At 70.8% G+C, this 22,078-nt stretch carries 18 protein-coding genes; 8 read left to right on the top strand and 10 right to left on the bottom strand.

Going from position 1 to position 22,078, the window contains the following annotated elements; translation table 11 throughout:
* Window positions 1-237 precede the first annotated feature (237 nt).
* Window positions 238-378, bottom strand: coding sequence for a hypothetical protein (locus ACNTMW_RS31920; RefSeq protein WP_426637716.1), 141 nt, complete (start codon window positions 376-378; stop codon window positions 238-240).
* A 91-nt stretch (window positions 379-469) separates the two neighbouring features.
* Between ACNTMW_RS31920 and ACNTMW_RS31915 the strand changes: the two genes are divergently transcribed.
* From ACNTMW_RS31915 to ACNTMW_RS31885, 7 genes are all read left to right on the top strand, one after another.
* Window positions 470-1,369 carry a Gfo/Idh/MocA family protein gene (locus tag ACNTMW_RS31915; protein ID WP_426637715.1) on the top strand — a complete coding sequence of 300 codons (900 nt, stop codon included), beginning with the start codon at window positions 470-472 and terminating at the stop codon, window positions 1,367-1,369.
* Between the two features lie 763 nt (window positions 1,370-2,132).
* Entirely contained in the window at window positions 2,133-3,680 is a 1,548-nt protein-coding gene (gene mmsA, locus ACNTMW_RS31910) for a multiple monosaccharide ABC transporter ATP-binding protein (protein WP_426637714.1), read from the top strand.
* Window positions 3,677-4,972 (top strand): multiple monosaccharide ABC transporter permease, encoded by a 1,296-nt coding sequence (gene mmsB / locus ACNTMW_RS31905; protein WP_426637713.1) that lies wholly within the window; start codon window positions 3,677-3,679, stop codon window positions 4,970-4,972. Before mmsA ends, mmsB begins: the two co-directional genes overlap by 4 nt.
* A 64-nt stretch (window positions 4,973-5,036) precedes the next feature.
* Complete coding sequence (locus tag ACNTMW_RS31900; RefSeq protein WP_426637712.1) at window positions 5,037-6,137, top strand: substrate-binding domain-containing protein; 1,101 nt, start codon at window positions 5,037-5,039, stop codon at window positions 6,135-6,137.
* Window positions 6,138-6,234: 97 nt separating this feature from the next.
* Window positions 6,235-7,482 carry an ROK family transcriptional regulator gene (locus ACNTMW_RS31895; RefSeq protein ID WP_426637711.1) on the top strand — a complete coding sequence of 416 codons (1,248 nt, stop codon included), beginning with the start codon at window positions 6,235-6,237 and terminating at the stop codon, window positions 7,480-7,482.
* A gap of 523 nt (window positions 7,483-8,005) precedes the next feature.
* Window positions 8,006-8,800: an ABC transporter ATP-binding protein gene (locus ACNTMW_RS31890; protein ID WP_426637710.1), complete on the top strand. Its 795-nt coding sequence runs from the start codon at window positions 8,006-8,008 to the stop codon at window positions 8,798-8,800.
* Between the two features lie 5 nt (window positions 8,801-8,805).
* Window positions 8,806-11,334 carry an ABC transporter permease gene (locus tag ACNTMW_RS31885; protein ID WP_426637746.1) on the top strand — a complete coding sequence of 843 codons (2,529 nt, stop codon included), beginning with the start codon at window positions 8,806-8,808 and terminating at the stop codon, window positions 11,332-11,334.
* A gap of 150 nt (window positions 11,335-11,484) precedes the next feature.
* On the opposite strand, the gene ACNTMW_RS31880 is transcribed toward ACNTMW_RS31885, so the two are convergent.
* On the bottom strand, window positions 11,485-11,883 hold the full coding sequence (locus ACNTMW_RS31880) for a VOC family protein (RefSeq protein WP_426637709.1): 399 nt from the start codon (window positions 11,881-11,883) through the stop codon (window positions 11,485-11,487).
* Between the two features lie 103 nt (window positions 11,884-11,986).
* Window positions 11,987-12,397, bottom strand: a complete 411-nt coding sequence (locus tag ACNTMW_RS31875) for a helix-turn-helix transcriptional regulator (protein WP_426637745.1) — start codon at window positions 12,395-12,397, stop codon at window positions 11,987-11,989.
* A gap of 234 nt (window positions 12,398-12,631) precedes the next feature.
* On the opposite strand from ACNTMW_RS31875, the gene ACNTMW_RS31870 reads away from it, so the two are divergent.
* The gene (locus tag ACNTMW_RS31870) at window positions 12,632-12,787 is read left to right on the top strand and encodes a hypothetical protein (RefSeq protein ID WP_426637707.1); all 156 of its coding nucleotides are present in this window, start codon (window positions 12,632-12,634) and stop codon (window positions 12,785-12,787) included.
* Here the strand turns inward: ACNTMW_RS31870 and mycP are convergent.
* The 7 genes from mycP to ACNTMW_RS31835 all read right to left on the bottom strand — a co-directional run bounded on the left by mycP (window position 12,784) and on the right by ACNTMW_RS31835 (window position 21,478).
* The gene (gene mycP, locus ACNTMW_RS31865) at window positions 12,784-14,037 is read right to left on the bottom strand and encodes a type VII secretion-associated serine protease mycosin (protein WP_426637706.1); all 1,254 of its coding nucleotides are present in this window, start codon (window positions 14,035-14,037) and stop codon (window positions 12,784-12,786) included. The genes ACNTMW_RS31870 and mycP overlap by 4 nt on opposite strands.
* The gene (locus ACNTMW_RS31860; protein WP_426637704.1) at window positions 14,034-15,422 is read right to left on the bottom strand and encodes a flagellar export protein FliJ; all 1,389 of its coding nucleotides are present in this window, start codon (window positions 15,420-15,422) and stop codon (window positions 14,034-14,036) included. Before ACNTMW_RS31860 ends, mycP begins: the two co-directional genes overlap by 4 nt.
* On the bottom strand, window positions 15,419-15,823 hold the full coding sequence (locus ACNTMW_RS31855) for a hypothetical protein (RefSeq protein WP_426637703.1): 405 nt from the start codon (window positions 15,821-15,823) through the stop codon (window positions 15,419-15,421). The genes ACNTMW_RS31860 and ACNTMW_RS31855 overlap by 4 nt, the downstream gene beginning before the upstream one ends.
* Before the next feature lie 245 nt (window positions 15,824-16,068).
* On the bottom strand, window positions 16,069-17,793 hold the full coding sequence (locus tag ACNTMW_RS31850; protein ID WP_426637702.1) for a glycerol-3-phosphate dehydrogenase/oxidase: 1,725 nt from the start codon (window positions 17,791-17,793) through the stop codon (window positions 16,069-16,071).
* Between the two features lie 23 nt (window positions 17,794-17,816).
* Complete coding sequence (gene glpK / locus ACNTMW_RS31845) at window positions 17,817-19,334, bottom strand: glycerol kinase GlpK (RefSeq protein WP_426637701.1); 1,518 nt, start codon at window positions 19,332-19,334, stop codon at window positions 17,817-17,819.
* Between the two features lie 36 nt (window positions 19,335-19,370).
* The gene (locus ACNTMW_RS31840) at window positions 19,371-20,201 is read right to left on the bottom strand and encodes an MIP/aquaporin family protein (protein WP_426637700.1); all 831 of its coding nucleotides are present in this window, start codon (window positions 20,199-20,201) and stop codon (window positions 19,371-19,373) included.
* Window positions 20,202-20,326: 125 nt separating this feature from the next.
* Window positions 20,327-21,478, bottom strand: coding sequence for an SMP-30/gluconolactonase/LRE family protein (locus tag ACNTMW_RS31835; protein WP_426637699.1), 1,152 nt, complete (start codon window positions 21,476-21,478; stop codon window positions 20,327-20,329).
* Between the last annotated feature and the right edge of the window lie 600 nt (window positions 21,479-22,078).

The following is a 22,078-nucleotide window of genomic DNA, read 5'->3' as shown; positions in this document are numbered from 1 at the left end:
ACCTGGCGCCGTCGATTGGCCCACGGCAAGTCACCGTACCATGTAATGTGACCCTTATCGATTAAAAATGCCGACAGCGCCTCACCGCCTCGGTCATTCGTGAGAGTCGTCCGCCCGCCGGTCGAACAGCAAGCATGAAGATACGTCGATGTGTTGTGGCGGATGGGCATGGTGCGGGGCCGTCCGTCGCGACGGTGGATGTCGCCCGCTGGCTCCTCCGGCCGTCAGGATAGGTGCTCAGCGGGTCAGCCGGGTACGGGGTTCACCGGGGTGCCCGTTGTCGGCGATCATCACGGTCAGGTCGCCAGCGCCCGTTCCCGGCCACAGGTCGGCCGCCAGCGCTCCCTCCGACGGATGACCGCAGTCGAATGTCTCCATTATCCGATACGCACGGCCCCTGGCCGGACGTTCGCGGATCCGTGTTAACTTTCGGCCCGGCGAACGTGGCGAGGGAGAGGTGGCGCCGGCGATGCGGTTCGGACTATTCGGTACGGGGCCCTGGGCCCACATGACCCATGCGCCGGGCCTCGCCGCGCATCCCGGCGTCGAGTTCGTCGGCGTCTGGGGTCGTGACCCGGACAAGGCCGCCGCGCTGGGCGGCGAGTACGGGGCGCGGGCCTACCCCACCGTCGACGGCCTGATCGCCGACGTCGATGCGATCGCCGTGGCCCTGCCGCCGGACGTACAGGCGCCGATCGCACTGGCGGCGGCGCGCGCGGGCAAGCATCTGGCGCTCGACAAGCCGGTGGCGTTCACCGTGGCGGAGGCCGAGGAGATCGCCTCAGCCGTGGCCGAGAATCACCTCGCCTCCGCGGTCTTCTTCACCCGGCGCTTCGTGCCGCAGCTGCGGGAGTTCCTCGAACAGGCCCAGAAGACCGACGGCTGGGCCGAGGCCCGCGTCGACCACCTCGGCTCGATCTTCGAGGAGGGCAACCCGTTCGGGGCGTCGCCCTGGCGCCGCGAGAGCGGCGGCCTGTGGGACGTCGGCCCGCACGCGCTCGCGCTGGTACTCCCGGTGCTCGGCCCGGTCACCGAGGTGACCGCGATGGCGGGCCCCCGTGACCTGACCCGCCTGCTGCTGCGGCACGCGTCAGAGGCGATCAGCACACTGACGCTCTCGGTCGACGCGCCGCCGGCCTCGGCCCGGCAGGAAGCCGTCTTCGCGGGCAAGGCCGGCGTCGTCCCGGTGCCGACCATGTCGTGGGAGCCGGTCGTGGCGTTCGGACGCATGCTCGACGAGCTGCTCGCCGCCGCGGACGGCGGACCGCAGTCGCAGCTCGACGTGCGGTTCGGGGTCGAGGTCACCGCGGTCCTCGCCGCCGCCGAGGAGGCAGCGCGGACCGGCCGGACGGTCCGGCTCACCGCCTGACGCGGCGTCCATCCACGTTCACCGGATGTACCGGTGAACGTGGTCGATCCTCGCCGCGGTCCGTGGTCAATTGCCTCCCCGCCGTCGACCACACCGCGTATCCGCATCCGCGTCGACCACACCGTGTATCCGCCATGGCCGTGTCGGAGCGTCGGCCGAGACGACCCATGGCGGTTTCGTGGCTGTCGTACGGGTTCCCACGTGGAGGGTCTCGTCGACGCTGGCGGCACATCGGCCGGCGGTCAGGTCCTGCCGGCGGCGCCGGTCACGCCCGGTCGCCGGCGTTGCCGGAACGGATGGGGCACCGGGCGCGATCCGCGCGCGGTAGGCCGTCGCGCCGGGGATGGCCGGGCGGAATCGGACATTCGGCGGATCGATTCCGCTGGTCGTACCGGCGATCCCTCCAATTTCGGCAATCAGCCCGCAAAGGGATGAGCTGGTCTAGATCAAGCCTCATGGACAATTTTTCCCGATAGCCCCCGCACCACAATCATTTACCTTAATCGGACGTCGACCGGCGGTCCGACCGAGCGGCCCTCCCGGCCCGACAGCCGATGTCACGGCCGCATTACCAGGTTGTGACCTTAGGGAAACACGTGGAGAACTTGCGAAACGTGTTCGACTCTGAATATGTTCGAGCGCGCAACAAACGCATGCCAACCCCTGACGAGCGCTCCCGGAGGCAACATGACGTGGGTGACGTGGTGCGGGCCCCCGAAGCGAGAGCCGTACGCGGGACCGGCCCGAATCGAGGAGACGACCGATGAGTGACGCCCCGGTGCTCCTGGAGATGCGCTCCATCACGAAGGAGTTCCCCGGCGTCAAGGCACTGTCCGACGTCAACCTGGCCGTCCGTGCCGGGGAGATCCACGCGATCTGCGGAGAGAACGGCGCCGGCAAGTCGACGCTCATGAAGGTACTCAGCGGTGTCTATCCGCACGGCACGTACTCCGGGGAGATTGTCTACCAGGGACAGGAGGTCCGGTTCTCGGACATCCGGGCCAGCGAACGGGTCGGCATCGTGATCATCCACCAGGAGCTCGCCCTGGTCCCGGGGATGTCGATCACCGAGAACATCTTCCTCGGCAACGAGCCGCGCCGCTTCGGCCGGATCGACTGGAAGGCCGCCAACCTGAAGGCGGCCGAGCTGATGAAGCTGGTGGGCCTCGACGAGGACCCGGACACGCTGATCAAGGACATCGGCGTCGGCAAGCAGCAGCTGGTCGAGATCGCCAAGGCGTTCGCCAAGGACGTGAAGCTGCTCATCCTGGACGAGCCCACGGCGGCGTTGAACGAGGCGGATTCCCAGCACCTGCTCGACCTGCTCCGCGGGTTCAAGGAGCGCGGCATCACCTCGATCATGATCTCGCACAAGCTGAACGAGATCGAGCAGATCGCTGACTCCATCACGATCATCCGCGACGGCAGGACCATCGAGACCCTGGACGTGAAGGCCGACGGCGTCAACGAGGACCGAATCGTGCGCGGCATGGTCGGCCGGGAGCTGAGCAGCCGGTTCCCCGACCACACCCCGAACATCGGCGAGGTCTTCTTCGAAGTCGACGACTGGTGGGTGCGCCACCCGGTCTCGGCCGAGCGGATGGTGTGCAAGGGCTCCAACTTCCACGTGCGCCGCGGCGAGATCGTCGGCTTCGCCGGCCTGATGGGCGCGGGGCGTACCGAGCTCGCAATGAGCGTCTTCGGCCGCTCCTACGGCACGTACCTCTCCGGCCGGATAGTCAAGGACGGTCGTGAGATCGAGCTGAAGAACGTGGCCGACGCGATCGCGCACGGGCTCGCGTACGTCAGCGAGGACCGCAAGTCGGTCGGCCTGAACCTGCTCGACGACATCAAGACGTCGGTGGTGGCGGCGAAGCTGTCCAAGATCTCCACGGCCGGGGTCGTCGACCAGGTGAAGGAGTACCAGGCCGCCGAGGGGTACCGCACCAGCCTGCGGATCAAGACCCCCACCGTCGACGAGGGCGTCGTCAAGCTCTCCGGCGGCAACCAGCAGAAGGTCGTCCTGGGCAAGTGGATGTTCACCGACCCGGACCTGCTCATCCTCGATGAACCCACCCGGGGCATCGACGTGGGCGCGAAGTACGAAATCTACGGAATCATCCAGCGGCTCGCCGACCAGGGCAAGGGCGTCATCGTCATCTCCTCAGAACTTCCGGAGCTGATCGGCCTGTGCGACCGCATCTACACGGTGTCCGAAGGGACCATCACCGGCAGCATCGAGCGCCGGGACGCCGACCCGGAGACCCTCATGAAGTTGATGACCTCGACGAAGAAGATGCAGATGTCATGAGCCGAATCAGAGACCTTCAGAAGCACCTCTTCAGCGGAAGCACGTCCAACGCCCGCCAGTTCGGCATGATCTTCACCCTCGTGGCGATCGTCGCGCTGTTCCACGTCCTGACCGACGGGCTCACGCTGAACTCCACCAACCTCATCACCCTGGTGAGTCAGTACTCGTACATCCTGATCCTGGCCATCGGCATGCTCATGGTCATCGTGGCGGGACACATCGACCTGTCGGTCGGCTCGATCGCCGCGTTCGTCGGCATCGTCGTGGCGAAGTCGATGGCGACCTACCACGTGCCCTGGCCGGCGGCGATCCTGCTCGGCCTGGTCGTCGGTGCGCTGATCGGCGCGTGGCAGGGCTTCTGGGTGGCGTACGTCGGGGTGCCGGCGTTCATCGTGACCCTCGCCGGCATGATGCTGTTCCGCGGCGGTAACCAGGCGATCGGCAACGCGGAGACGATCGCGGTACCGGCGGGGTTCCGCAAGATCGGCGCGGGCTTCCTGCCGGAGGTCGGGCCGGACACCGGATACAACAACCTGACCCTGCTGCTCGGCCTGGCCGCCTGCGTGGCGGTGGTGATCCGCGAGTGGCGCGCCCGGCAGACCCGCCGGGCGATGGGCGCCGAGCCGGCGCCGCTGTGGGTCACCGGCATCCGGCTGGCGATCATCCTCGCGGTGATCATCTTCGCCGCGCTGCGCTTCGCCGGCGGCCGGGTGGGCACGAGCTTCCCGATCTCCGGCATCATCCTCGCCGTCCTGGTGCTGATCTACTCGTTCGTCACCCGCAACACCTCGGTCGGCCGGCACATCTACGCCGTCGGCGGCAACTCCCGCGCGGCCGAGCTCTCCGGCGTCAAGCTCCGCCGGGTCAACTTCCTGGTCATGATGAACATGTCCGTCCTCGCGGCGCTCGCCGGCATGATCTATGTCGCCCGGGCCTCGGCCTCGGGTCCGCAGGACGGCCTGAGCTGGGAACTGGACGCGATCGCCGCCGTCTTCATCGGTGGCGCGGCCGTCTCCGGTGGTCTCGGCACCATCAGCGGCTCGATCGTCGGTGGTCTGGTCATGGCCGTGCTCAACAACGGCCTGCAGCTCCTCGGCGTGGGCTCGGACCAGGTACAGATCATCAAGGGCCTCGTCCTGCTGCTGGCGGTCGCGCTCGACGTGTACAACAAGCGCCAGGGCCGGTTCTCGGTCATCGACTCGATCACGCGGCCGTTCCGCCGCTCCAGCGGGACCCCCCTGATCCCCACCCCGACGGGCACCGAGCCCGACAAGACGCCGGTGGCCGGCTGACCGTCCACCGTCAACGGGGCGGATCACGTCCGCCCCGGCTCACTCCGAAGAAGGGCAACACACTATGCGCAAGTTAGTCGTCAGGGGCGTCGCCGCCGGCGCCATCGCCCTGCTGGCCCTGACGGGCTGCTCCAGCCGCAACTCCGACAGCGGCTCGTCGAGCAGCGGGAACTCCGACAAGGGCTTCGCGGCCGACTCGCTGATCGGCGTCGCTCTGCCGACGAAGACCTCCGAGAACTGGGTCCTCGCGGGTGACCTGTTCACCAACGGGCTCAAGGAGGCCGGCTTCAAGTCCGACGTGCAGTACGCCACCGGTGGCGTCGCCGAGCAGCAGGCCCAGATCTCGGCCATGGTCACCAAGGGCGCCAAGGTGATCGTGATCGGCGCGATCGACGCCGCCCAGCTCACCACCCAGGTCGAGGCCGCCAAGCAGGCGGGCGCCACGGTCATCGCGTACGACCGGCTGCTCAAGAACACCAACGCGGTCGACTACTACGTGGCCTACGACAACTTCAAGGTCGGCCAGCTGCAGGGCCAGGCCCTGCTGGAGGGCATGAAGAAGAAGAAGCCGACCGGCCCGTACACCATCGAGCTGTTCGCCGGCTCGCCCGACGACAACAACTCGGGCGTGTTCTTCAACGGCGCGATGGACGTGCTCAAGCCCGAGATCGACAAGGGCAACGTGGTCGTCGGCTCCGGCCAGACCGACGTCAAGCAGGTCTCCACCCAGGGCTGGAAGGCCGAGAACGCGCAGCAGCGGATGGACTCGCTGATGACCTCGACCTACAGCTCCGGCAAGACCCTCGACGGCGTGCTGTCGCCGAACGACACCCTGGCCCGGGCGATCATCACCTCGGTGAAGGGCGCCGGCAAGGCGGTTCCGGTCGTCACCGGCCAGGACTCCGAGGTGGAGTCGGTCAAGTCCATCGTGGCGGGCGAGCAGTACTCGACCATCAACAAGGACACCCGCAACCTGGTCAAGCAGAGCATCCAGATGGTCAAGGACCTGCAGGCCGGTAAGAAGCCCGAGGTCAACGACGAGAAGTCGTACAACAACGGCGTCAAGGTCGTCCCGTCGTACCTGCTCCCGCCGGTCATCGTGACCAAGGAGAACGCGGCGCAGTCGTACGCCAACGACCCGAAGCTGGCCCCGCTCACCAAGTAGGCGTTCGGAGCCGGACACGTTCGTCATGGGTCCCCGGAGACTGTGCTCCGGGGACCCATGCTCGTCATGAGGCGTTCCGTGCCGATCGGAAGGACCGATGGTCAGCGCCCGAGAGCAGAGGCAGCACCGGACGGGCTCCGCGGCCGGCGCCCGGTCCGCTACGGCGGCCGCCGCGAACCTCGAGGCGGTCCGCCGGCACAACCTCGGCACGCTGCTGCGGTACGTACACATCCACGGCGCCACCTCGCGCGCCGAACTGACCGACCGGCTCGGCCTCAACCGCAGCACGATCGGTACCCTCACCGCCGACCTTGTCACCGCCGGGCTCGTCACCGAGACGGTACCCACCCGCAACCACGGCGCGGGGCGGCCGTCGCTGGTCGTCCGGCCGCGCTCGACGCGGGTCTTCGCGTACGCGTTCAGCGTCGAAGTGGACCGCCTGCGGGCCGCCCGGGTGGGCCTGGGAGGCGTCGTACTGGAGCGGCGCGACCTGCCTCGCCCACCCGGGGCGCCACTTCCCGAAACGCTGGAGCCGCTCGCCACCCTGGCTCATGGGCTGCACCGCGGCGTACCGGCCGACGCGCTCTGCGTCGGCAGCGCGGTAGCCGTCGCCGGCGTACTGCGGCAGGCGGACGGGACGCTGGCCATGAGCCCGCGCGCCACCGGCGCGGTGCTGCAGGGCCGGCTCGGCGACGACCGTGCCCCGCTGGTGGGCGACGTGGCCGACCTCGCGGCGCTGGCGGAGCACGTCCGGGGTGCGGCTACGGGCCTGCGCAACGTCATCTACCTGCACGGCGACGCCAGCATCGGCGCCGGCATCATCGCCGACGGGCAGCGGGTCACCGGGCACGGCGGGCACGGCGGCGAGGTCGGACACATGGTGGTCAACCCGGACGGACAGCCGTGCTGGTGCGGCTCGCGCGGCTGTTGGGAGACCGAGGTGGGCGAACGCGCCCTCCTCCGGCGCGCCGGGCGGGACGGCGCAGGAGGCTCGGACGCCGTGCTCGCCGTCGTCGACGCCGCCGCCCGCGGGGACCACACCGCCCAGGCAGCCGTCCGGCACGTGGCCGACTGGCTCGGCTTCGGGGTGGCAAACCTGGTCACCATCGTCAACCCGGAAGCCGTCCTCTTCGGCGGCACGCTCGGCGACCTGTACCTGGCGGGCGGGGCCCAGGTACGCGGCCGCCTCGACGGCATGGCGCTGCCCGCGTGCCGCGAACACGTCCGGCTCCGGACCTCGATCCTCGGCGACGACGCGCCGCTGATGGGCGCGGCCGAGCTCGCGTTCGAACGGCTGCTGGAGGATCCGCTCGAGGTCGCCGGCGGCGACGCGCCGGCCGGCTGACCGGGCGACCGGACCTCCGGGGCGCGGCCCGTCGCCCCCACCCGGCCGGCATCGTCTCCACGCCTCACCGACGCCGCCCCCGCCATCCCCCACCACTGTCGGCAGCGCGGTGCCGCACCGGGGATCCGCCGTGCCGAACCTGTTCGCTGTCCGCGCCGTCGGCGCCGCGCTTACCGAACCAGGTACCCGGCGGGAACCTGGTTCGTTCGCCCCCGCGTGAGTCACCGGCTGGCGGGCACATCGGCTACCGACGCACCCGCCAGCCTCCGTAGCCCAGCCCGTACCTGACGGTCTGCTGTCCGTGCGCTGTCCACGACCGCCTGACCGACAGCCGGCCGCGAAGTGATCGGCCAGCGCACGGACAGCCCGGGTCGCGACACTCCTCGTACCACGCCGCCCCGGTGCTGAGCGCGACCGTGCTCGCCCGCTGCCCGGTCCTGTCCTGACCGATCCCACCCATCGTCTCGCCCAAGCCCCGCCGCGTCCGTCGCCGACGCCGCGGCCCGCCCACTCAGGAGAATCCGTGAACACACCCACCGCCAGCCGGCCGGCTCCGCCGCAGGGGTCTGCGGCGCGGATCGCGGCGTGCGCCGTCGACCTCGTCAAGACCTATGGCCGGGGCGAGGCCGCCGTCCGTGCGCTCGACGGCGCCAGTGTCGCCATCCCCGCCGGCCGGTTCACCGCCGTCATGGGGCCCAGCGGCTCGGGCAAGTCCACCCTCGTGCACGCGCTCGCCGGTCTGGACACCGTCGACTCGGGCCGGGTGCTGCTCGGCGACACCGACCTGACCGCGCTGTCCGAGCGGGAGCGGACCCTGCTGCGCCGGGAGCGGCTCGGCTTCGTGTTCCAGGCGTTCAACCTCGTCCCGTCGCTGACCGCCGCACAGAACATCGCGCTACCACTCACCCTCGCCGGCAAGCGACCCGATCCGGCCTGGCAGGCGGAACTGGTCGCGATGCTCGGCCTGCAGGACCGGCTCAGCCACCGCCCCGGCGAGCTGTCCGGCGGCCAGCAGCAGCGCGTCGCCGTCGGCCGGGCCCTGATCGCCCGCCCCGACCTCGTCTTCGCCGACGAACCGACCGGTAACCTCGACTCCCGCCACGGCGCCGCGCTGCTGTCCTTCCTGCGCGACGCCACGCGTACCCTCGGCCAGACGATCGTGATGGTCACCCACGACCCGGTCGCCGCCTCCTACGCCGACCAGGTCGTCTTCCTCGCCGACGGGCGCATCGTCGACGAGCTGGCCGACCCCACCGCCGAGACCGTGCTCACGCGCATGGCGCGGCTGGACGTGCCCACGACGACGGTGGGGGCGTGATCGCGATGTGGCGCCTGACCGTCTCCACCGCGCTCGCGCACCGCTCCCGCCTGGCCCTGACCTGGCTGGCCGTCGCGCTCGGCGTCGCGTTCGTCGCCGGCAGCCTCGTTCTCACCGACACGAGCGGCCGCCTGCTCGACGCACAGTTCCGCACCACCGCGGCCGGTGTCGACCTCACCGTCCGCGGCGCCGCCGCCTTCGGCAGCGCGATGGGCGTGGAGGTGCAGCGCGACCCGTTACCGGCCGATCTCGCCGACCGCGTCGCCGCCATCCCCGGCGTCGACCGCGTCCGACCGACCGCCTCCGGTGCCGGCCAGCTGAAGGTCCGCGGGCAGGCCGTGCTCCCCAGCGGGCCGACCATGCTGGGCAGCTGGGCCGAGGCGCCGTTCACCGCCTACCGCCTGCGGGCCGGGCACGCACCGCACGGCCCCGACGAGGTGGTCCTGGACGCGGCCACCGCCCGCGAACACGCCGTGCGGCTCGGTGACACCATCACCGTGTCGGCCACCGCCAGCCGGCAGTTGCGGGTCGTCGGCCTGGCCGGCATCGGCGACGACGAGGGCCTCCCCAACACCGCCGTCGTGCTCGTCGACCTGGCATGCGCACAGACACTGCTCGGCCTCGGCTCCGGAGTGACCTCGCTCGACGTCATCGCCGACCCCGCCGTCGCCGTCTCCGACCTGCGCACCCGGCTGGCCACCTCACTCGGCGCCGGGTACGCCGTCACCACCGGCCAGGACGCGGCCGCAGCCAGCGCTGCCGCCGCCAAGCAGAGCGTCAACTATCTACGCCTCGTGCTGCTGGCCCTGGCCGCCGCCGGGCTGCTCGTCGGCGCGTTCCTCATCGCCAACACCTTCGGCATCGTGCTCAGCCAGCGCACCCGGGAGTTGGCGTTGCTACGCGCCGCCGGCGCCACCGGCCGGCAGGTGCTCGCCTCGGTCCTCGGCGAAGCGCTGCTGGTCGGCGTCACCGGCGCGGCCGGCGGTACCGCGGCCGGCGTCGGCGCCGCCTACGGCCTGCGCGGGCTCGCCCGGCGCGCCGGGCTGGCGCTGCCCGACGGCCCGCTGGACGTGACCGTACGCACGATCATCATCGCGTTGGCCGCCGGAACCCTGGTCACCCTGTTCGCCGCGGTCGGGCCGTCCCGCCGCGCCGCCCTCATCGCACCGGTCGAGGCGATGCGCCTGTCCGGCCCGGGTGCGACGCCACCGCGGCGCCTCCGGTCGATCATCGGCTGGGTGGTGCTCGGCCTCGGCGTCGTCCAGCTCGTCGCCGCGGCGGCCTTCCACGACATCGCCGGTGTCGCGGTCGGCGCGGCACTCTTCCTGGCCAGCCTTGTCGTCCTCGGCCCGGTACTGGCACCGGCGCTGGCGAAAGGCGTCGGACGTCCCCTGACGTCCCTGGGGGTACCCGGCACGCTGGCCCGGGAGTCATGCGTCCGCAACCCTCGGCGCACCGCGGCCACGGCGATGGCGCTGGCCCTCGGCCTGTCGCTGATCAGCTTCGTGTCCGTGCTGGGCAGCTCGGTCAAGGCGATCGGCGCGACCTACCAGGAGCAGATCACCGCCGACCTGGTCATCCAGAGCAGCCGCAACGAGATGCTCGGCGGGCTGTCGCCGGAGGTCGCGCGCCGCGCCGCCGGCCTGCCCGAGGTGGCCGTGGCCTCGCCGATCCGCTACGGGCACTGGCTCGACAAGGGCATGACCGGCGTACTGACCGCCGTGGACCCGGCCACCCTGCCGCGGGTCGCCCACGTCCGCATGACCGCCGGCACCCTCGACGCGCTGGACGGCAACGGCATGGTGCTCGCCGACAAGGTCGCCACCGAACGGCGCCTGCGCGTCGGGGACAGCCTGCCGATGACCTTCCCCCGCGACGGGGAGCAGCAGCTACGCGTCGTCGGTCTCCTGGACGACACCAGCGCCCAGGCGCTCAGCAGCAGCTACATCATCTCGCTCGGCACCTATGCGAAGCACTACAGCGAGAACGTCGACGCCAGCGTCCTGGTCACCCTCGCCGGTGGTGTCAACCCGCAGGCGGCCCGCGCGACGCTGGGTCAGGCGATCGCCGACTTCCCGAACGCGGAGGTCCTCAACCAGGCCGAGGCCGCCGCCGGCCGGGCCGCCGCCATCGACCAGGTCCTCGGACTGATCACCGTGCTGCTCGGCTTCGCCGTCCTCATCGCGTTGCTCGGCATCACGAACACGCTCGCGCTGTCCATCGTGGAACGCACCCGCGAGATCGGCCTGCTCCGCGCGGTCGGGATGACCCGCCGGCAGGTGCGCTGGATGATCCGCGCCGAGGCCGTCCTGGTCGCCGCCGTGGCCGTGGTCACCGGCGTCGGTATCGGCCTGGGGCTGGCCGCCGCCACCCTCATGGGCCTCAGCGCCGACAGCCCGCTCGTCGTGCGGGTACCCACCGGGCAGCTGCTGGCGATCGTCGGCGCCGCCGTACTGGCCGGGCTCACCGCCGGCCTGCTGCCCGCCCGCCGCGCCGCCCGGCTCGACGTGCTCACCGCCATCGCCACCCACTGACCGGTGCGGCCCCGTTCTCCACCCCGGGATGGAGAGCGGGGCCGCGGACAGTTCCTCCGCGGCCACCGGCATGCTCGGGCACGACGTCGGCGCGGGACGTGCTCACCGAGCGGAGCCGGCGGTATGTGCGGCGCTCCGGGCGGGCGACGGTCAGGCCTGCGCGATGCGGACGAGGTTGCCCGAGGGGTCGCGGAACGCGCAGTCGCGCGCGCCCCAGGGCTGCGACACCGGCTCCTGGAGCACTTCGGCGCCCGACGCCCGCACCTTCTCGAACGTGGTGTCGAGGTCGTCGGTCCGGAAGATCGCGGCCTGCAGGGAGCCCTGCGTCACGAGCGTCAGGAGGGCATCACCCTCGGCCTGCGAGCGACCGCCGTGCGGTTGGAAGAGGACGATGTCCACGTCCTGCCCCGGGGCGCCGACGGTGACCCAGCGGTAGCCGCCGGACGCGACGTCGTTGCGGACTTCGAGGCCGAGCGCGTCGCGGTAGAAGCCGAGCGCGGCGTCGGGGTCGTGGACAGGGATGAACATTGCGGAGACGGTTACTGCCATGCGACGACCTTATGTCGCGTGCCGCCACCTGTGCTTCTTCGATCCTGCTCGGTGCGCCGGGCACGGTCGGTACTTCCGACCACGGGGCTCGCCGCGCCTCGCGTCAGGCCGCGGCCGGCGTTCGCCGCGGTCGGGTGGCGACCATGACCACGCACGACGGCAGCACCTCGAGGTCGCTGTGGTCGCGCGCACGGTACCGCGACGGCGTCTCGCCGACGATCTCGGTGAACCGCGAGCTGAACGAGCCGAGCGAGGTACAGCCGACCGCCACGCAGGCATCGGTGACCGACATCCCCTGGCGCAGAAATGCCTTCGCGCGCTCGATGCGGCGGGTCATGAGATAGGAGTAGGGCGTCTCGCCGTACGCCGCACGGAACTTGCGCGAGAAGTGCGCGGGCGACATGAGGGCGGCGCGCGCCATCGCCGGGACGTCGAGGGGCTGCGCGTAGTCGCGGTCCATGAGGTCGCGTGCCCGGCGCAGGTGCGCGAGGTCGGCGATCTCCTCCGGTGTCATGCCGACGACGGTACGCGACCGGCCGCCGCCCGCCGCGCAGCGGAGCGGCTCGGGCAGCGCCCACTGCTCGTCGGTCAGGTTCGTGGGGTACACGTCTGTTCATCGGCAGCCGCATCCCGGCGCTGAGGCGGAACAGGGACACCCCCAGGTACCGCCCCAGCCATCCCGCTCTGCTACTCGCCCGGGTTTTCACACGATCTACGCGCAAATCGGTGGAATCTAGACGATTTCTTCATGTCGCCGAACGTCGCCTGCACCCGCCCGTACCGCCGCAGCGCTGACGGAGGTCGGGCTGGCCGAACGGGCGCGGGCCTGGCCGGCGGGCAGGCCCAGCGGGTGGCGGGGCTACGCCGTCGCCTGCTCGACCGGCTGGGCGTGCCGACCAGCTAGGAGGAGGACTCGGGCGGTGGAGCGGAGTGCTGTCGCTGGCCCGGCCCCTGGGGGTACGGCAGGTGCGGGGATGTGCTGTGGCCGGAGGCTGGGTATCCGGTGACAGCCGACGACGGCTTGTTTCGACCACGTACCACCAGCCAGATGGCCAGGCCGATGCCGACGGCCACCAACAGACCAACCACACCCAGGCACACGAAGAACGCCGGACTGAGCTTCAGCGGCGTCGATCCTTCCGCCTCGGCGGTAGGCCCGGCGGCCGCTGGCGACGGCTGGCCGTCCGTGGGCGCGGAGCCACCGCCTGTCGGTGCTGGCTTGACATCGGCGGTCAAGGCAGCGACGAGGTTGAGCACGCCATAGCCGTACTGCGGGTCTCTGCCCGGGGTGCCCTTGTCGGTGGCGGTGGCGGTGAGCCGGTGCACGACCTCGGTTGCGGGCAGCGTGGGGTACTTGGCCCGGATGAGTGCGGCCGCCCCGGCGACGATTGCGGTGGAGTCGCTGGTTCCGGTGCCGATGCGGTAGCCCCCGATACCGTCGGTGGAGACGATGTCGACGCCCGGCGCGGTCAACATCACCTCCCTGCCGGTCATGGATACCGGGGCGAGGTTGCCGTCCTTGTCGGTAGCGCCGACCGCGACCACACCCGGGTAGGCGGCGGGATACCCCACAAAGGAGTCCTTGGGCCGGTTGCCGACGCCCGCCACGACGACCACATCAGCGGCCAAGGCGGTCTGAACCGCCTGCTTCAACGCGTCGTTCGGAGCCACAGCGAGCGAGACCGACACCACCTTCGCTCCGCCTTTCACGGCGGCGTCGATGCCGGCGGCGACTCCACCCGTCGTGCCGAGGAGATCCCGGTGCTCGCGGATGGGCAGGATCTTGGCGTGAGGGGCGATGCCGATGGCCCCGTCGGCGTTGTCGGGGCCGTGGCCGTGGCCTGCGATGAGTCCGGCCATCGCGGTGCCGTGACCGCTGGTGTCCTGTTGGCCCTTCGTGTCGACGCCGGTCAGGTCGACGCCGGGCAGGACGTTGCCCGCCAGGTCCGGGTGGTCGGCTTTGACACCCGAGTCGACGACCGCGACGACGACGCCGTCCCCCATGGTCATCTGGTGGGCCTGGGCGACGTTGAGGACGCTCAGGTGCCACTGCCGGTCGCGGAACGAATCCGCCACTGCGGGTGGCGCGGCCGCCAGTGCGGCCACCAGCCCGCCGGTGACCGCCGCCACCCAGCGTCGCGATCGGGCCGTCACCGGTCGATCCCGATAACTCCGGGGCCGGCATCGTGCGACCGCGGCTCGTGGCCCGGCTCGATCACCGGCGCGACGCCCTCGCCGACCGCCCACGGATTGTCCGGATCCCAGGCCCGTTCCTCGCCCTCACCACCACGGCGACCGGCGCGCTGCCCGCCGAGGACACCCGGCCCGACGCCACCACGACTGGCAGCGGCACCACCCTTCGACCCGCCGACCGCCGCCGGCCCCCCGCCGCCTTGGCCGAGGACGCCACCGACCGGGTTGACCCGAGGTGCGCCGGCCGTCCCCCGACGGCCGGCGGGACCGAAGCCACCCGCACCGCCGATGACGCCGCCGGGTGGGAGTGCACGGGCCACCGGCCCCGTGACCGGGCCACCGCCGGGCCTGCCGAACCCGGAGACACGTGTCGCACCCACGCCCGGCGTACCGGCGACCGGGGGAACACCGAAGACCGTGCCCGGCATCGGGCTGCCGGTCGGGCTCGGCATCGGGTTGCCCGTTCCGGGAAGATGACCACTGGCCGGCAGTGTACCGACCGTGCCTCCGGTCAGCACCGGGCCGGCGCTGGGCGACGACGGCAGGTCGGGCGCCTCCTGGCCGCTCGGCGCGGACACCTCAGGCAGGTACGAACCGCGGGTGTGGGCCGGCGGCGCGATCACCGGAGGCCGGTGCGCCCCACCGGTTGAACTGTCGCCGATGTGTTGTGCGTCGTCGACCTCATGGACTTGCGGCGGGTCGTACGGTGGCGGTGTCTCCATGTTCGACGACGCGTCCTGTGCCGCGCCGCCCAGCGCCGCCATGGCGGCGCGGGCCTGCTGGTTGAGGTGGTCCTGGCGGCCGTCCGGTACCGGCGACGAGGTGAACAGCTCCATGCCGGCCTTCGCTCCGAAGCCGCCGAGGGCGTCACCGACCAGGCCGCCCAGCCGACCGCCGGCAACGCGGCCTGCCACGCCGCCGGCGACGCTGCCGGTCGCCTCGGCGGTGCGGATCTGCTCCCGGTAGTCGGCCAGTTTCTTCTCGTTGCCGACGTACTCGTCGTAGAGCGGCTTCAGCGTCTTGTGTGCCTGCTCGATCGCCTCGACGGTGTGCACCAGCTGCCAGTGGTTGACCGCCGATGCCGACGCCGTCTTCGACACCGCCGACAGCAGGTCGTCGAGGTGACGCAGGTACGCCGCCGCCGCCTCGTTCCGCTCCGGCGGCCACTGCGCGGCCAGGTCGTCGCGGTACCCGCGCAGCCGGTCGGCGTGTGAGTCCAGCATCTCGCTGGTCTTCTGCCACGCCTGGATCTGCTGATGGGTCTGCGGCAGATCCCGCTTGGCAGCGTCGATCATGTGGAACAGTTGCTTGACGTCGAACGAGCCGTAGTCTCCGGAGTTACTCACTGCGCTTCCACCGTCGCCCTCGGCGTCAGGGGGTTGGCTGCGGAGGGCACGACGAGGGTCGCGTCCACGTCGCTGGCCGAGGCCCGCGCGAACGCGTCCGTCTCACCGTAGCGCTTGGCGATCAGGTCGGCGGCCTGCGCCAACGCCTGACTACCCTTGTCGATGCCGTACACCGCCGTCAGTGTCTCCTCGATGCACCGGGAGTAGGTGTTCTGCAGCCGGACCCACTCCCCGCCGGCGATCTGGCCGCCGATGGTGGCGCCGGGCTGCATCGCGTCGTGTACCGCCGGCACCTGGGTACGCAGGCCCTGCTCCAGGTTCTCCCGCATCGCGGCCGCGATGCCCTTGAGACTGTCGATCTCGACGTCGATCTGGTGGAACAGTTCACCGGGCGGCAGCATCGGACCTCCCCAGGTCGCGGTTGGACATCAGCCGCGGCAAGGATATCGAAGCCAGCTGTCATGCCGCTGTCGCGTTATGGGCCCCGGCAAGGACCGCCACGGATCAGGACACATCGGCTTCACCGCGTTCGCCAGTCACCTGCCGGTGTCGCCCGTTACCGCCCGTTACCGCCCGTCCGCAGCCGGCATCCACCCCTTCCTGTCGCTGTTCGTCGACCGGTGGGGCCGCCTCCCCCACCGGCGGCTCAGGCCGCCTGGTGCGCCAGTGGTACGACATCGGGCGCGCCCAGCCGGGTCGCGTCGGCGGTCTCGTCGTCGGGCTGCTCCTGCGAGGCGCGTTCGGCCTCGACCCGGAGCTGGTAGTGCGTCACCTCGCGCTCGATCTGCTCGGTCGACCAGTCCAGCACGTCGGCCATGATGGTGGCGGTGGTGGGCAGTGCGCTGAGGCCGCGGTCGAAGGTTTCGATGGAGATGCGGGTACGGCGGGTGAGGACGTCCTCGACGTGGCGGGCGCCTTCGTGCGAGGTGGCGTAGGCGATCTCGGCGCGCAGATAGTCGTCGGCGCCCGGGACCGGTTCGCCGAGCGCCCGGTCGGCGCGGATGAGATCGAGCACCTCGTGGATGAGTGAGCCGTACCGGTGGAGCAGGTGCTCGATCCGCGCGATGTGCAACCCGCTGTCCGCCGCCAGGCTGTGCCGCCGGTTCCACAGTGCGACGAACCCCTCGGCCCCCACGAGCGGGACCTGCTCGGTACACGAAGGAGGGACAGCGCCGCCGAGGCTGTGCACGGCCGTGTCGACCGCGTCGGCGGCCATCACCCGGTACGTGGTGTACTTGCCACCGGCCACCACCACCAGGCCCGGCACCGGACTGGCGACGCTGTGCTCGCGCGACAGCTTCGACGTCACGTCGGACTCGCCGGACAGCAGCGGCCGGAGGCCCGCGTAGACGCCCTCGACGTCGGCGCGCTCCAACGGCGCCGCGAGCACCTTGTTAATCTCGCCCAGCAGGTAGTCGATGTCGGTACGCGAGGCGGCCGGATGGGCCTTGTCCAGCGTCCAGTCGCTGTCGGTGGTACCGATGATCCAGTGTCGTCCCCACGGGATCATGAACAGCACGCTCGTGGCGGTGCGCAGGATGAGCCCGGTGGACGAGTGGACGCGGTCGCGCGGCACCACGAGATGGACGCCCTTCGACGCCCGGATCCTGAACTGTCCACGTGAGCCGACCAGAGCCTGCGTGTCGTCGGTCCACACGCCGGTCGCGTTGATCACCTGCCGGGCGCGGACGTCGAACTCGCGGTCGTGCTCCAGGTCGCGGACCCGAACGCCGGTGACCCGCTCGCCCTCACGGAGGAAATCGACGACCCGCGCCCGCGAGGCGGCATGCGCGCCGTAGGCGGCGGCCGTGCGGACGAGGAACATGGTGTGGCGCGCGTCGTCGACCTGGGCGTCGAAGTACTGCACCGCGCCGACGAGGGCGTCTTTTCGCAGCGCCGGGCAGACCCGCAAAGCCGCGTGCCGGGACAGGTTGCGGTGCCTCGGCAGACCTCGCGCGTAGCCACTGGAGATCGCCATCGTGTCGTAGAGGACGAGCCCCGCGTTCACGTAGGCGCGCTCCCAACCGTGATGCCGCAACGGGTACAGGAACGGGACCGGACGTGCCAGGTGCGGAGCGAGGCGTTGCAGGATCAGGCCGCGCTCCCGGAGCGCCTCGCGGACCAGTCCGAACTCCAGCATCTCCAGGTACCGCAGGCCGCCGTGGAGGAGCTTGCTGGACCGGCTGGACGTGCCGCTGGCCCAGTCACGCATCTCGACCACGCCGACCGACAGTCCGCGGGTGACCGCGTCGAGCGCGCAGCCGGCGCCGACCACGCCGCCACCGACCACGACGACGTCGAGCTCGCCGCCGCCGGACATCGCCGCGATTGCCGCCTCACGGGCCTGCGGGGACAGGTCTCCTGGTTGCATGGCGTCGCCCCTTCATCGAGGTGTCAGCCGACATCGACCCAGTCGAGGGTGCGCTGTACGGCGGCTTTCCATCTGCGGTAGCCCTCGGTGCGCTGCTCCGGCGTCCAGGTCGGCTGCCAGCGCCGTGACTCGTTCCAGTTCGCGCGCAGCTCGTCGGTGTCGCGCCAGAAGCCGACCGCCAGGCCCGCGGCGTACGCGGCACCGAGCGCGGTGGTTTCCGCGACGACGGGACGGCTCACCGGAACGCCGAGGATGTCCGCCTGCACCTGCATGCACAGGTTGTTGGCGGTGACCCCGCCGTCGACCTTGAGCACGTCCAGCGTCACACCGGAGTCGGACTGCATCGCCTCCACCACGTCGCGCGTCTGGTAGCAGATCGCCTCGAGCGTGGCGCGGGCCAGGTGGGCATTGGTGTTGTACCGCGACAGCCCGACGATCGCGCCTCGCGCGTCGGAGCGCCAGTACGGGGCGAACAGCCCGGAGAACGCCGGCACGAAGTAGACACCGCCGTTGTCGGGCACCTGAGCGGCGAGGGTTTCGCTGTCGGCCGCGCTGCGGATGATGTGCATCTGGTCGCGCAGCCACTGCACCGCCGAGCCGGTCACGGCGATCGAGCCTTCCAGCGCGTACACCGGTGCGCCGTCACCGAGCTGATAGCAGACCGTCGTGAGCAGTCCGTTGGTCGAGCGGACCGGTTTGGTCCCGGTGTTGAGCAGCATGAAGTTGCCCGTACCGTAGGTGTTCTTCGCTTCGCCGACGGCGAAGCACACCTGGCCGACCGTCGCCGCCTGCTGGTCGCCGAGGTCGGCGGTGAGCGCCACCTCGCCGCCGAGGGGGCCGTTCGCGAGGGTGGTGCCGTACCGGTCGGGGTCCGACGACGGCCGGATCTCCGGCAGCATGGCGCGCGGGATGCCGAAGAACGACAGCAGTTCGTCGTCCCAGTCGAGGGTCTCCAGGTCCATCAGCATGGTCCGGCTGGCGTTGGTGACGTCGGTGACGTGTACGCCGCCCCGGGTGCCGCCGGTCAGGTTCCACAGCAGCCAGGTGTCGGTGTTGCCGAAGATCGCGTCGCCGCGCTCGGCGGCCTCGCGGACCCCGTCGACGTTCTCCAGGATCCACTGGATCTTCCCGCCGGAGAAGTACGTCGCCGGCGGCAGGCCCGCCTTACGTCGGATCACCTCGCCACGGCCGTCGCGGTCCAACGCGGAGGCGATACGGTCGGTGCGGGTGTCCTGCCAGACGATCGCGTTGTAGTACGGCCGGCCGGTGCGCCGGTCCCAGACCACCGTGGTCTCGCGCTGGTTGGTCACGCCCAGCGCGGCGAGGTCGGCGGCGGTGAGGTCGCGGGCGTGCATCGCGGTGCGGGCGACCGCCACCGTACCCGTCCAGATCTCGATCGGGTTGTGCTCGACCCAGCCGCCGCGCGGCAGGATCTGCTGGTGTTCGAGCTGGTGGCGGCCGACCTCGTTGCCTCCGTGGTCGAAAATCATGAACCGGGTACTGGTCGTGCCCTGGTCGATCGCGCCGACAAAGTCAGCCATCACGTTCCTTGTCGCAGTCTCGAAGGATGGGTCGGGTCATGTCACGGTGTCATCCGGCTCGGGTCGGGGCAGCCTGCCCGGCTCCGGCGGCACCGCGGCGGGCAGGAAGCGTCCGACGCACGCCCGGTAGAGCGCGGCGCCGACGACGCCGCCGATGAGCGGCGCGACGATCGGCACCCAGAAGTACGGGTAGCCGGTCTGGTCGCGAAAAGCACTGCGGTATCCGGTGAGGAACGAGGCGAGCCGCGGGCCGAAGTCGCGCGCCGGGTTGATCGCGTAGCCCGCGTCGGCGCCCCACGCCATGCCGATCGCGACCACGATGAGCCCGATGACGAACGGCGCGAGGTTGGCGCCCGGCGCGACATTGGCCGCGTCGGTCACAGCCATGATCAGGAACAACAGAATGGCGGTGCCGATGACCTGGTCGCGGAACCCGCCCCACGCGCTGACGGGAAGGACCCCGTTGCCGGGGAGAGTGGAGAACACGACCTGGGTCTTGATGGTGAGCCCGGGGTCGGCGACGTGCAGCGCCTCGGTGTAGTTCCACCGCACGACGAGGGCCGCGACGAACGCCCCGACGACCTGGGCCGCCAGGTACGGCACCACCTTCCGCCACGCGAAGCCGCGGAACAGTGCGAACGCCACGGTAACCGCCGGGTTGAGATGCCCGCCGCTGATCCGCCCGGCGACGTAGACGCCGAACGTGACGCCGAACCCCCATGCCCAGGCGATGCTGTCGTGGCTACCGAGCTTGGCGGCGGTCACCTGGGCCACGACACCGACGCCGAACAGGATGAGGATCATGGTCCCGGCGAACTCCGCGGCGACCTCGCCGACGAGCCCCGGGACCTTCAGCCGCCGTGCCATACGCCGTCCAACGGGCTGATCACCAGGCACACCGCGGGCCCCTCCCGCGGTGTGTGGCTACCCGTCGGTCGGCGCACCAAACAGCGGCCCAGCGGCGACGTTCGTCGCGCCGTCTCCGGCGCCGCTCACGGCGTCGCGCCCCCTTGTTCGGACGCCGGCAGGTGGTAACCACGGCTGTTGACCACGATGCGGTAGAGCCCCTTGCCGGCCGTGATGTACAGGACGTTCGCCTCGTGTCCGGTGCCGAACTCCGCGTTGGTCGGCAGGAGGTTCCCGGTTGGGATACGGGCCAACTCGCGCCCCTGCGGGTCGTACACGCGGATGCCCGGCGCCTGCGTGTCACGCACGGCGGCGTACAGATTGCCGTTGACGTCAGCGGCGAGGCCGTCGGCACCGAGGTGCGGCAGGTAGCCGACCAGCGCTCGACGCTGGCCCACGGTGCCGTCGGCATGCAGCGGGTAGGCCCACAGCGTCATCTGCACGGGTGGGACGCTGGCCAGTTCTTGCGGGGTGAGCCGATGCGTGTCGAGGATCCCGGTGTTGAAGTCGGTGACGTACAGCGTCCGCTGGTCGGGCGACACGAGCACGCCGTTGGGCTTGGCGGCGTTGACGATGATCCGGTGGATCGAGCCGTCGGGGTCGATGCGGTAGACACCTTCGACCGGCTGATCGACCGTCTCCGCCCCCTCGTAGCGGGGGTCGGTGACATAGATGCGGCCCCGCTCGTCGATGCTCACGCCGTTCGGGGAGTTCAGCGGCCGCCCCTGGTACTGGCCGGCAAGCATGACGCTCTTTCCGGTACGCATGTCGGTCCGCGTGACGCGCCTGCCCCCGTAGTCGGCCGACTCGGCCACGACGAGGTTGCCGTTGGCGTCGAATTCCAGACCGTTGGCCTGGCCGCTCGGGGAGCGGAAGACGGTCGTACCCCGGTCGGCCGTGTTGTACCTGAAGATGACACCGGCCTCGGCATGACCCTGACGGTCATGGCATTGGTTGGTCGGCGTGAGATCGGTGAAGAAGACGTTGCCGCGACGGTCGGCCGCATCCCCCGCGGTGAGGACACAGCCGCCGTCGAAAACTGTGGTCAGGCGGGCGCCCGGACGGATGATGCGGGGATCGCCGGTCGGCGGCGGCGGGCTGTTCTCCTCACCAGCCGCGCTGCGCACTCCGGCCGTGCGGGTGACGACGTCTGGCGCGTCGGATGCGACAGGCGAGCTCGCCGGCGGGGCCATGACAATTGCCGTGACCAACGTCGACAGGACAGCCAGGAATCGCATACCTACCTGAATGTGACACATTCTCGCGTCTCCCACCGACGGCGGGCGACGGGCACATCACGCACGCCATACTTCGACCTCACGTCATGCCGAGAAGCCCAGCCATGATCCGCCTCCGCCCGGGCGGGGCCTCTCACCAGAGAGGATCGTGTCCGCTTCCGGCGCTTACCCATCGACGCTACGCCGGGCCCGTAACCACCGAACGCCGCCCCGGTATCCCCTAACCGGCACTGGTCACCGCAGTCCTACGACGCGCCCCGACTCGGTCCCCGGGATCGTCCACGACAGCGTCACCGGGTGGATCTGTGACGATGTCACCGGGTGGATCTGTGACGATCCGGCACAGCTACCGGACGCTCTCCCGCGTACCGACGACCTCGACGTCGCCTGCCGTCGGCCCTTCCTCCTGGCGTGTGGTGTTGGCCGGGGTCGCCACCCGGGTCGCCCGGCGGCGCCCGGGTGGCGGCTCCGGCCGGGTCAGCGCGACCCGGTGAGGGCGGCGAAGACGATGATGTTGTCGGTGTAGTTGCCCGACGCCCGGTTGAAGGTGCCGCCGCAGGTGATCAGGCGCAGTTCCGGCCGGGTGGTGGTGGCGTAGAC

Origin of the sequence: Planosporangium spinosum (assembly GCF_049999945.1) — a bacterium.
In the GTDB taxonomy this organism is placed as follows: Bacteria; Actinomycetota; Actinomycetes; order Mycobacteriales; family Micromonosporaceae; genus Planosporangium; species Planosporangium spinosum.
This window is presented reverse-complemented; position numbering and strand designations above follow the sequence as displayed.

What these genes read in the sequence shown, in the direction of transcription:
- ACNTMW_RS31850 (WP_426637702.1), bottom strand. Translation starts at nt 17,793, where the DNA reads ATGCAACCAGGAGACCTGTCCCCGCAGGCCCGTGAGGCGGCAATCGCG.
- ACNTMW_RS31920 (WP_426637716.1), bottom strand. Translation starts at nt 378, where the DNA reads ATGGAGACATTCGACTGCGGTCATCCGTCGGAGGGAGCGCTGGCGGCC.
- ACNTMW_RS31840 (WP_426637700.1), bottom strand. Translation starts at nt 20,201, where the DNA reads ATGGCACGGCGGCTGAAGGTCCCGGGGCTCGTCGGCGAGGTCGCCGCG.
- glpK (WP_426637701.1), bottom strand. Translation starts at nt 19,334, where the DNA reads ATGGCTGACTTTGTCGGCGCGATCGACCAGGGCACGACCAGTACCCGG.
- ACNTMW_RS31900 (WP_426637712.1), top strand. Translation starts at nt 5,037, where the DNA reads ATGCGCAAGTTAGTCGTCAGGGGCGTCGCCGCCGGCGCCATCGCCCTG.
- mmsB (WP_426637713.1), top strand. Translation starts at nt 3,677, where the DNA reads ATGAGCCGAATCAGAGACCTTCAGAAGCACCTCTTCAGCGGAAGCACG.
- ACNTMW_RS31880 (WP_426637709.1), bottom strand. Translation starts at nt 11,883, where the DNA reads ATGGCAGTAACCGTCTCCGCAATGTTCATCCCTGTCCACGACCCCGAC.
- ACNTMW_RS31885 (WP_426637746.1), top strand. Translation starts at nt 8,806, where the DNA reads ATGTGGCGCCTGACCGTCTCCACCGCGCTCGCGCACCGCTCCCGCCTG.
- ACNTMW_RS31895 (WP_426637711.1), top strand. Translation starts at nt 6,235, where the DNA reads ATGGTCAGCGCCCGAGAGCAGAGGCAGCACCGGACGGGCTCCGCGGCC.
- ACNTMW_RS31870 (WP_426637707.1), top strand. Translation starts at nt 12,632, where the DNA reads ATGTCGCCGAACGTCGCCTGCACCCGCCCGTACCGCCGCAGCGCTGAC.
- mmsA (WP_426637714.1), top strand. Translation starts at nt 2,133, where the DNA reads ATGAGTGACGCCCCGGTGCTCCTGGAGATGCGCTCCATCACGAAGGAG.
- ACNTMW_RS31855 (WP_426637703.1), bottom strand. Translation starts at nt 15,823, where the DNA reads ATGCTGCCGCCCGGTGAACTGTTCCACCAGATCGACGTCGAGATCGAC.
- ACNTMW_RS31835 (WP_426637699.1), bottom strand. Translation starts at nt 21,478, where the DNA reads ATGCGATTCCTGGCTGTCCTGTCGACGTTGGTCACGGCAATTGTCATG.
- ACNTMW_RS31915 (WP_426637715.1), top strand. Translation starts at nt 470, where the DNA reads ATGCGGTTCGGACTATTCGGTACGGGGCCCTGGGCCCACATGACCCAT.
- ACNTMW_RS31875 (WP_426637745.1), bottom strand. Translation starts at nt 12,397, where the DNA reads ATGACACCGGAGGAGATCGCCGACCTCGCGCACCTGCGCCGGGCACGC.